Source organism: Streptomyces sp. S6 (genome assembly GCF_054880855.1).
In genome coordinates this window covers 1-10053 of the sequence record NZ_JBTYMC010000246.1, presented here as the reverse complement: position 1 = coordinate 10053, position 10053 = coordinate 1, and the positions used below count along the sequence as shown (strand labels likewise).

Sequence of the window (10053 nt, the reverse complement as noted above, 5' to 3'; positions counted from 1 at the left end):
GCCTCGCCCGCCTCGCCGCGCTCGCCGACGAGGACGGCCGCCCGCTGGTCCCCGCCGCCCACCCCTACCGCTGGTGGGGCATGTGGGACCGCACCGAGAGCAAGGTCCCGCTGCGCGACCGCGACCAGCCCGTCGTCCTGTCCGGCAGCGCCCTCGACCAGCTCGCCAACACCTGCGCCCTCCAGTGGTTCCTGGGCCGCGAGGTGAAGGCCGACGCGCCCGCGACCGCCGCCCAGGGCTTCGGCAACGTCGTACACGTCCTCGCCGACGAGGTCGCCTCCGGGCGCACCCCCGCCGACCTCGACGTCCTCATGGAACGCCTGGACTCCGTGTGGAACGCGCTCGCCTTCGACGCGCCCTGGAAGTCGGAGCAGGAGAAGCACAACGCGCGCGTGGCACTCGAACGGTTCCTGAAGTGGCACGTGCTCGACCGCGCGGGACGCACACCTGTGGCGAGCGAGCACGACTTCGACGTCACCCTCGGGGCCGGCGACTACGAGGTGCGCATCCGCGGCCAGATGGACCGCGTCGAGGCCGACACCGACGGCCGCGCCTACGTCGTCGACTTCAAGACCGGCAAACAGGCCCCCACCTCCGCCGAGGTCGCCCGCCACCCCCAGCTCGCCGTCTACCAGCTCGCCGTGCGCGAGGGCGCCGTCGACGAGGTCTTCGACGGTGTGCGGCCCGAACCGGGCGGCGCCGAACTCGTCCAGCTCCGCCAGGGCGCCGCACAGCGCGCGGGCGGCGAGACGCTCCCCAAGGTGCAGGCCCAGGAGGCGCTGTCCGGCGAGTGGGTCGGCGACCTGCTGGCCACGGCCGCGGGCAAGGTCCTGGACGAACGGTTCACCCCCGACGCGGGCCAGCACTGCACGCACTGCGCCTTCCGCGCGTCGTGCAGCGCACGGCCGGAAGGACGGCATGTGGTGGAGTGAAGGCGCAGGTGGTGGGCATGACATGTGGCCGCCGTTGTCAGTGCCGCCCGTTAGCCTTCCCCGCATGTCCTCCCGCATCACCGACCCCGAGCAGCTCAAAGAGCTCCTCGGCATCCCCTTCACCCCGGAGCAGACGGCCTGCATCACCGCGCCGCCCGCCCCGCAGGTGATCGTGGCCGGAGCGGGCTCGGGCAAGACGACCGTGATGGCCGCGCGCGTGGTGTGGCTGGTCGGCACCGGACAGGTCGCCCCGGAGCAGGTCCTCGGCCTGACGTTCACCAACAAGGCGGCCGGAGAACTCGCCGAGCGCGTCCGCAAGGCCCTCGTCGCGGCCGGAGTCACCGACCCCGACCCCGTCGACCCGGACAACCCCCCGGGCGAGCCCGTCATCTCGACGTACCACTCCTTTGCGGGCCGCCTCCTGACCGACCACGGCCTGCGCCTCGGCCTGGAGCCGACCTCCCGCCTCCTCGCCGACGCGACCCGCTTCCAGCTCGCCGCGCGCGTCCTGCGCGAGGCCCCCGGCCCCTACCCGGCGCTCACCCGCTCCTTCGCCGACCTCACCGCCGACCTCCTCGCGCTCGACGCCGAACTCGCCGAACACCTCGTCGCCCCCGACGACCTGCGCGCGTGGGACGCCGATCTGCTGACGGCCCTGGACGGCGCGAAACTCACCAACGCCGACCTGCGCAAGGTCCCCGAGACGGCCGCCGCGCGCCGCGAACTCACCGCCCTGGTACGCCGCTACCGCACCGCGAAACGCGACCGCGACCTCCTCGACTTCGGCGACCAGATCGCCCTCTCCGCGCGGCTCGCCGGCGTCCCCGAGGTCGGCCGCGTCCTGCGCGAGGAGTTCCGGGTGGTCCTCCTCGACGAGTACCAGGACACCTCCGTCGCCCAGCGCATCCTCCTCGCCGGCCTCTTCGGCGGCGGCACCGGCCACCCCGTCACCGCCGTCGGCGACCCCTGCCAGGCCATCTACGGCTGGCGCGGCGCCTCCGTCGCCAACCTCGACGACTTCCCCGAGCACTTCCCGCACGCCGACGGCCGCCCCGCCACCCGCCAGGCGCTCAGCGAGAACCGCCGCAGCGGCGGCCGGCTGCTGGACCTCGCCAACGGCCTCGCCGAGCCCCTGCGCGCCATGCACGCGGGCGTGGAGGCCCTGCGCCCGGCCCCCGGCGCCGAACGCGACGGCACGGTCCGCTGCGCCCTCCTGCGCACCCACGCCGAGGAGCTGGACTGGATCGCCGACTCCATCGCCCACCTGGTCAACACCGGCACGGCCCCCGGCGAGATCGCCGTCCTGTGCCGCACGGCGACCGACTTCGCCGAGATCCAGGGCGCCCTCGTCGCACGCGACGTCCCCGTGGAGGTCGTCGGCCTGTCCGGGCTGCTGCACCTCCCCGAGGTCGCCGACCTCGTCGCCGTCTGCGAGGTCCTCCAGGACCCCGGCGCCAACGCCTCCCTGGTCCGCCTCCTCACCGGCCCCCGCTGGCGCATCGGCGCCCGCGACCTCGCCCTCCTGGGCCGCCGGGCCCGCCGACTCGTGACGCACGCACGCGTGGACGACGAGAACGACCCCGACCGACGCCTCGCCGCCGCCGTCGAGGGCACCGACCCGGCCGAGGTGATATCCCTCGCGGACGCCCTGGACACCTTCCTCGACGGCACGGGCGACGACGACACGCTCCCGTTCTCGCCGGACGCGCGCGTGCGCTTCGCCTACCTCGCCACCGAACTTCGCGACCTGCGCCGCGCCCTGTCCGACCCGCTCATGGACGTCCTGCACCGCGTCCTCGCCGTCACCGGCCTGGAGGTCGAACTGTCGGCGTCCCCGCACGCGCTGGCCGCCCGCCGCCGCGAGACCCTGTCGAACTTCCTCGACGTCGCCGCGTCCTTCACCGCGCACGACGGCCAGGCCACCCTCCTCGCCTTCCTCGCGTTCCTGCGCACCGCCGCCCAGTACGAGAAGGGCCTCGACAACGCCCTCCCCGGCGGCGAGAACACCGTCAAGGTGCTCACCGCCCACAAGTCCAAGGGCCTGGAGTGGGACGTCGTCGCCGTCCCCGGACTCGTCGAGGGCACCTTCCCGAGCGCCAAGGGCCGCGAAAAGTGGACCACCCAGGCCAAGGTCCTCCCGCACGCCCTGCGCGGCGACGCCGACACCCTCCCGGACGTCCTGAGCTGGGACGCCAAGGGTATGAAGGCGTTCCACGAGGACATGAAGGACCACCAGCACACCGAGGAACTCCGCCTCGGCTACGTCACCTTCACCCGCCCCCGCAGCCTCCTGCTCGGCTCCGGCCACTGGTGGGGCCCCACCCAGAAGAAGCCCCGCGGCCCCTCCGGCTTCCTGACGGCCCTCCACGACCACTGCGCCGCCGGACACGGAGAGATCGAGGTGTGGGCCGACACCCCCGAGGACGGCGAGGAGAACCCCACCCTCCAGGATCCCACCACCGACCACGCCTGGCCGCTCCCCCTCGACGAAACCGCCCTGCGCCGCCGCCGAGCCGCCGCCGACACCGTCCTCACCCACCTGGATAACCCCACCGCCACCCACGCCCCCCACGCCCACGAGGACCCCGACTGGCCCCCGCCCCCGGACGACGACGACCCGTACGACCCCCTGTACGACGAAACGCCCCCGTACGACGAAACGGACCCGTACGACGTCCCTGGGGACACCCCCCACCCCCCTCACCTCCCGCACGCGCGCCAGAGCACCCCCCTCACCCCGGAGGACGCCCGCACCATCGCCTCCTGGGATCGCGACCTCGACGCCCTCACCGGCGAACTGCTGCGCGCGCGCCGGACCGTCACCGACGTCCCCCTGCCGGCCGTCCTCACCGCCACCCAGGTCATGCGCCTCGCCGACGACCCGGACGGCCTCGCGCAGGAACTGGCCCGCCCGATGCCGCAGCCCCCGAAACCGGCCGCGCGCCGGGGGACGCGGTTCCACGCGTGGGTGGAGGCCCGCTGGGAGGCGCTCACCCTGCCCCTCCTGGAGCCCGAGGAACTCCCCGGCGCCGAGGACGCGCAGATCGACGACGAACAGGACCTGGAGGCCCTCAAGGAGGCGTTCGAGCGCACCGACTACGCCCGCCGCACACCCCACCGCGTGGAAGCCCCCTTCCAGATCTCCCTCGCCGGCCGCGTCGTACGGGGCCGTATCGACGCCGTCTACAAGGAGGGCGACGGCGAGAGCGCGTCGTACGAGATCGTCGACTGGAAGACCCACCGGGAGCGGACCGCCGACCCCTTGCAGCTCGCGCTGTACCGGCTGGCGTGGGCCGAGCAGGAGGGTGTGCCCGTGGAATCCGTCACAGCGGCGTTCCTCTACGTGAGGACCGGAGACGTCGTCCGGCCCCCGGAACTGCCCGCAAGAGCCGCTCTGGAGCGGATTCTGCGGGGTCAGGAGGCCACCGCCGAGCCGGTCGCGGGGGTACGGGCGCCCGGCGACGATGTCGGTGCGGGCGGATAGGCTCGTCGACATGAGTCAGCCCATTGACAGCGCCGTCAGTGACGTCAGCGCCGTCCGCGCGTACATCGGGGAACACCGCGCCGCCTTCCTCGCTGATCTCGCCGAGTGGCTGCGCATCCCCTCCGTCTCCGCCCAGCCGCAGCACGCACCGGACGTCCTGCGCAGTGCCGACTGGCTGGCCGCCGCCCTGACCCGGACGGGCTTCCCCGTCGTCGAGGTCTGGCCCACCCCCGGCGCCCCCGCCGTCTACGCGGAATGGCCCTCGGACGACCCCGAGGCACCCACGGTCCTCGTCTACGGCCATCACGACGTGCAGCCCGCCGCCCGCGAGGACGGCTGGGACACCGACCCCTTCGACCCCGTCATCAGGGGCGAGCGCCTCTACGCGCGCGGGGCGGCCGACGACAAGGGCCAGGTGTTCTTCCACACCCTGGGCGTGCGCGCGCACCTCGCCGCGACCGGCCGCACCACCCCGGCCGTCCACCTCAAGCTGCTGATCGAGGGCGAGGAGGAGTCCAGCTCCCCGAACTTCCGGGCCCTGGTCGAGGCGAACGCGGACCGGCTCGCCGCCGACGCGGTGATCGTCTCCGACACCGGCATGTGGGCCGAGGACACCCCCACCGTCTGCACCGGCATGCGCGGCCTCACCGACTGCGAGATCCGCCTGCACGGCCCCGACCAGGACATCCACTCCGGCTCCTTCGGCGGCGCCGTCCCCAACCCCGCCACCGAGGTCGCCCGCCTGGTCGCCGCCCTGCACGACAGCCACGCGCGCGTGGCGATCCCCGGCTTCTACGACGGCGTCGTCGACCTCACCGACGAGGAGCGCGCCCTCTTCGCCGAACTCCCCTTCGACGAGGCCCGCTGGCTGCGCACCGCGCACTCCCACGCCGCCCAGGGGGAGGCCGGGTACAGCACCCTGGAGCGCGTCTGGGCACGCCCGACCGCCGAGGTCAACGGCATCGGCGGCGGCTACCAGGGCGCCGGCAGCAAGACGATCGTCCCGGCGTCCGCCTTCGTGAAGCTGTCGTTCCGGCTCGTCGCCGGACAGGACCCCGACGCCGTCGAGAAGGCCGTCCGTGCGTGGGTGGCCGATCGGGTGCCCGCCGGGATCCGCTGCGAGATCGACTTCAGCCCCGCCACGCGCCCGTGCCTGACCCCGCTCGGCCACCCCGCGCTGCGGTCCGTCGTCCGCGCGATGGGGCTCGCCTTCGAACAGCCGGTCCGCTTCACCCGCGAGGGAGGCTCCGGGCCCGCCGCCGACCTCCAGGAGGTCCTCGGCGCCCCGGTGCTGTTCCTGGGCATCTCCGTCCCCTCCGACGGCTGGCACGCGCCGAACGAGAAGGTCGAACTCGGCCTGCTCCTCAAGGGCGTCGAGACCACCGCCCACCTGTGGGACGACCTCGCGCGCACCTGGCGTCATGCCCCCTGAGATCCACCCGCACCCTCCGTACGTCCCGCCGAACCAACCGCTGCACCGGGGGAGTTGGAAGTACCCGTGACCACCTGGACCGACCCGAACGCCGACCGGCCCGTGTCGCTCACCGCACCCAGCGGCATCGACCGCGCCGCCCACCACCGGCTCGACGAGGCATGGCTCGCCGCGGCGTGGAGCCACCCCACCACCCGCTGTTTCGTGGTCTCCGGCGGACAGGTCCTCATCGACGAGACGCCCGACGGGCGGACCGAACTCGTCATGACGCCCTCCTTCGAGGCACCCCTCACCGAGGCGCACCGCTACTTCCTGGGCACCGACGAGGACGGCGTCAGCTACTTCGCCCTCCAGAAGGACGCCCTGCCCGGCCGCATCGACCAGTCCGCGCGCCCGGCGGGCCTGCGCGAGGCGGGTCTGCTGCTGTCCGCGCGGGACGTCGGCCTGATGGTCCACGCGGTCGGCCTGGAGAACTGGCAGCGCACCCACCGCTTCTGCTCCCGCTGCGGCGAACGCACCGTCATCGCCGCCGCCGGGCACATCCGCCGCTGCCCGGCCTGCGGTGCGGAGCACTACCCGCGCACCGACCCGGCCGTCATCATGGCCGTCACGGACGACGAGGACCGCCTCCTGCTGGGCCGTCAGGTCCACTGGCCCGAGGGGCGTTTCTCGACGCTCGCCGGGTTCGTCGAGCCCGGTGAGTCCATCGAGACGTCCGTGCGCCGCGAGGTCTTCGAGGAGGTCGGCGTCACCGTCGGCCGCGTCGAGTACGTCGCCAGCCAGCCCTGGCCCTTCCCGTCCAGCCTGATGCTCGGCTTCCTCGCGCACGCCACGTCCACCGGCATCGACGTCGACGGCGACGAGATCCACGAGGCCCGCTGGTTCTCCCGCGACGAACTGGGCGCCGCCTTCGAGTCCGGCGAGGTCCTGCCGCCCTACGGCATCTCCATCGCGGCCCGTCTCATCGAACTCTGGTACGGCAAGCCGCTCCCGACCCGCACCTTCATCTGAACCGAGCACGCGAGAGGGGCGGCTCCCGGAAACCGCCACCGGGAGCCGCCCCTCTCGCGCGCGTACGTGCCGATCTTCTGTTTCGCGAGCGATGTCAGACCCGCGTGCCACACTCCGGTCCATGCCTCTCGCTGAACTCACTCTCGACCAGTGGCGGTCCTTCGAACTGTCTGCCGCACGCCGCGTCGCCGAGGAGGCCGCCGGCTCGGTGGACGGCCGGGTGACCCTCATCGAGACCGTGGAGCACCTCGGTGCCCCGCTGCATCGCGTCCGGATCGAGCGCAACGGGCAGGAGTTCGCTCTGATACCCGGAGGGGCGGTGTCCCTCGGCTTCGACCTGGACCGCTGGCAACCGACTCCGCAGCAGACCGCCGACTACGCCGAGAGCCTGGAACAGGGCTTCGGCCACGGACCTGACCTGCGGTCCTACCTCGCGCAGATGCTCAGCCCGCGCCGGAGCGTCGTCCTGGCCACGGTGCTCATGGCTGTGGAGGACGAGAACCTGACCGAGCCGCCAGCCGACATGCCGGCTGTTCTCGCGGCTCGCGGCCTGCGGATGCCGAGCCCCGACGAGTGGGAGCACGCCTGCGGAGCCGGGGCGGAAACGCTGTTCCGGTGGGGGAACGACTGCCCCCTCGACCGCATCCCCTACGGGGACCGCACAGGCCCGCAGAACCGGCTGAGCGCCTTCGGCCTGCGCATCGCCTACGACACCTACCGCACGGAACTGACGAGCGAAGCCACCGCGGTCCACGGCGGAGACGGCGGCGAGTCGGTGTGCGGCGGCTACGGCCACCTCCTCGCATGGCTGCCGCTGGCCACCGCCAACCGCAACCCGGTCATGGCCGAGTTCGTGTACGGCCCGGACGGCGAAGACCTCTGCGAGGACTTCTCCACGCGGCCTGTGCTCACGCTCTGAGAGCGGGCCTCGTCCTGCCGTCGGGGCACACAGAACCCCCGATCAGCGTCAGGCCGGTCGGGGGTTGCGTCGCGCGAGGGTCAGGCCCCCAGCGCCTGCTTCACCTGGGCGAGGCTCGGGTTCGTCATGACGACCTCAGGGCCACCGTCGGAGGGAATCACCTGCACGGTCGGGACGGTCTGGTTGCCGCCGTTCGCCTTCTCGACGAAGGCCGCGGAGGCCGGGTCGTGCTCGATGTTGATCTCGGTGTACCCGATGCCTTCACGGTCCAGCTGCTTCTTCAGCCGCTGGCAGTAGCCGCACCACGTGGTGCTGTACATCGTCACAGTGCCCGGCATGTCTCTCGTGCTCCTTCGGCGGGTCGGGGATGCGTCCTCGCAGAGGGGCAAACGCAAGGGAATCCGCCACCATTCCCGCCCTCCCCGTCACCCGTACGTGACGTCCGCCGCAGCGGTACGACAATCGGGTCACCCCTGTGGATAACTTTCCCGCCCTTCTCCGCGGACCTGGCAGCATGGCGGTGTGACAGCAGCAACGCCTTCCCCTCTCTTCCCGCAGGCACCGGAATCGGCCGACGCGGTGCTCGAAGGGCTGGACCCCGAGCAGCGCGAGGTGGCGACCACCCTGCGCGGCCCGGTGTGCGTGCTGGCCGGGGCGGGCACCGGCAAGACCAGGGCGATCACCCACCGCATCGCCTACGGGGTCCGCGCGGGCATCCTCCAGCCCTCCAGCGTCCTCGCCGTCACGTTCACCAACCGTGCGGCGGGCGAGATGCGCGGCCGGCTGCGCCAGCTCGGCGCCCAGGGCGTCCAGGCGCGGACGTTCCACTCCGCGGCCCTGCGCCAGCTCCAGTACTTCTGGCCGAAGGCGATCGGCGGCGCCCTGCCTCGCCTCGTCGACCGCAAGTTCCAGCTCGTCGCCGACGCGGCCGTCTCCTGCGGGCTGCGCCTGGACCGCGGCGAACTGCGGGACGCGACGGCCGAGATCGAGTGGTGCAAGGTCACCCAGACCGTCCCCGCCGACTACGCGCTCGCCGTCGTCAAGGCCGGCCGCGACGCCCCCCGCGACCCCGCCGAACTGGCCCAGCTCTACGCCGCCTACGAGAACCTCAAACGCGAGCGCGGCGTCATCGACTTCGAGGACGTCCTGCTGCTGACCGTCGCCGTCCTCCAGGACCGCCGGGACATCGCCGACCAGGTCCGCGCCCAGTACCAGCACTTCGTGGTCGACGAGTACCAGGACGTCAGCCCCCTGCAACAGCGCCTCCTGGAGCTGTGGCTCGGCGACCGGGACGACCTGTGCGTCGTCGGCGACGCCAGCCAGACGATCTACTCCTTCACCGGCGCCACCCCCGACCACCTCCTCGACTTCCGCACCCGCCACCCCGGCGCGACCGTCGTCAAGCTGGTCCGCGACTACCGCTCCACCCCCCAGGTCGTCCACCTCGCCAACGGCCTCCTCGCCCAGGCCAGCGGCCGGGCCGCCGACCACCGCCTGGAGCTGATCTCCCAGCGCGCGCCCGGCCCCGAACCGGCCTATACCGAGTACACGGACGAACCCGACGAGGCCGAGGGCGCCGCCCGCCGCATCCGCGACCTCATCGCCGCCGGTGTCCCAGCCGCAGAGATCGCGATCCTGTTCCGTACCAACTCCCAGTCCGAGACCTACGAACAGGCCCTCGCCGACGCCGGCATCCCCTACCAGCTGCGCGGCGCCGAGCGGTTCTTCGACCGCCCCGAGATCCGCAAGGCGACCGCCTCCCTGCGCGCCGCCGCCCGCTTCGGCGGCAACGACACCGCGCTCGACGACGCCGTGGACCTGCCCTCACAGGTACGTGCCGTCCTCTCCGGCGAGGGCTGGACTCCCGCGCCCCCGGCGGGCTCCGGGGCCGTCAGAGAGCGCTGGGAGTCCCTGGCCGCGCTGGTCCACCTCGCCCGCGACTTCACCGCCGCCAAACCGGACGCCACGCTCGCCGACCTGATCGCCGAACTCGACGAGCGGATGAACGCCCAGCACGCCCCGACCGTCCAGGGCGTCACCCTCGCCTCCCTGCACTCCGCCAAGGGCCTGGAGTGGGACGTCGTCTTCCTGGTCGGCGTCGCCGAGGGCATGATGCCGATCACCTACGCCCGCACCGACGAGCAGATCGAGGAGGAGCGGCGGCTGCTCTACGTCGGGGTGACCCGCGCGCGCGAGCGGCTGCACGTCTCCTGGGCGCTCGCCCGCTCCCCCGGAGGCCGCCCCAGCCGCCGCCCCTCCCGCTTCCTGGCGGGCC

At 73.0% G+C, this 10053-nt stretch carries 7 protein-coding genes; 6 read left to right on the top strand and 1 reads right to left on the bottom strand.

What is annotated here, in order from left to right; genetic code table 11:
- The 5 genes from ACVNF4_RS26615 to ACVNF4_RS26595 all read left to right on the top strand — a co-directional run.
- Positions 1 to 932, top strand: a 932-nt coding sequence (locus ACVNF4_RS26615; RefSeq protein WP_461805408.1) for a RecB family exonuclease, incomplete at its 5' end; no start/stop codon positions are given.
- Positions 933 to 996: 64 nt separating this feature from the next.
- Entirely contained in the window at positions 997 to 4416 is a 3420-nt protein-coding gene (locus ACVNF4_RS26610) for a UvrD-helicase domain-containing protein (RefSeq protein ID WP_461805407.1), read from the top strand.
- 10 nt (positions 4417 to 4426) lie between these two features.
- Positions 4427 to 5848 (top strand): dipeptidase, encoded by a 1422-nt coding sequence (locus tag ACVNF4_RS26605; protein WP_461805406.1) that lies wholly within the window; start codon positions 4427 to 4429, stop codon positions 5846 to 5848.
- Between the two features lie 66 nt (positions 5849 to 5914).
- Positions 5915 to 6859, top strand: a complete 945-nt coding sequence (gene nudC, locus ACVNF4_RS26600) for an NAD(+) diphosphatase (RefSeq protein WP_461805405.1) — start codon at positions 5915 to 5917, stop codon at positions 6857 to 6859.
- A 121-nt stretch (positions 6860 to 6980) separates the two neighbouring features.
- A complete protein-coding gene (locus ACVNF4_RS26595) occupies positions 6981 to 7778 on the top strand; it encodes a hypothetical protein (protein ID WP_461805404.1) in 798 nt (265 codons plus the stop codon).
- A gap of 80 nt (positions 7779 to 7858) precedes the next feature.
- On the opposite strand, the gene ACVNF4_RS26590 is transcribed toward ACVNF4_RS26595, so the two are convergent.
- Complete coding sequence (locus ACVNF4_RS26590) at positions 7859 to 8116, bottom strand: mycoredoxin (protein ID WP_461805403.1); 258 nt, start codon at positions 8114 to 8116, stop codon at positions 7859 to 7861.
- A 184-nt stretch (positions 8117 to 8300) separates the two neighbouring features.
- Here ACVNF4_RS26590 and ACVNF4_RS26585 point away from each other — a divergent pair.
- On the top strand, positions 8301 to 10053 hold a 1753-nt coding region (locus tag ACVNF4_RS26585), incomplete at its 3' end, for an ATP-dependent helicase (RefSeq protein WP_461805402.1).

Coding starts and splice junctions, on each gene's coding strand:
- ACVNF4_RS26610 (WP_461805407.1), top strand. CDS start 997: ATGTCCTCCCGCATCACCGACCCCGAGCAGCTCAAAGAGCTCCTCGGC.
- ACVNF4_RS26595 (WP_461805404.1), top strand. CDS start 6,981: ATGCCTCTCGCTGAACTCACTCTCGACCAGTGGCGGTCCTTCGAACTG.
- ACVNF4_RS26590 (WP_461805403.1), bottom strand. CDS start 8,116: ATGCCGGGCACTGTGACGATGTACAGCACCACGTGGTGCGGCTACTGC.
- ACVNF4_RS26605 (WP_461805406.1), top strand. CDS start 4,427: ATGAGTCAGCCCATTGACAGCGCCGTCAGTGACGTCAGCGCCGTCCGC.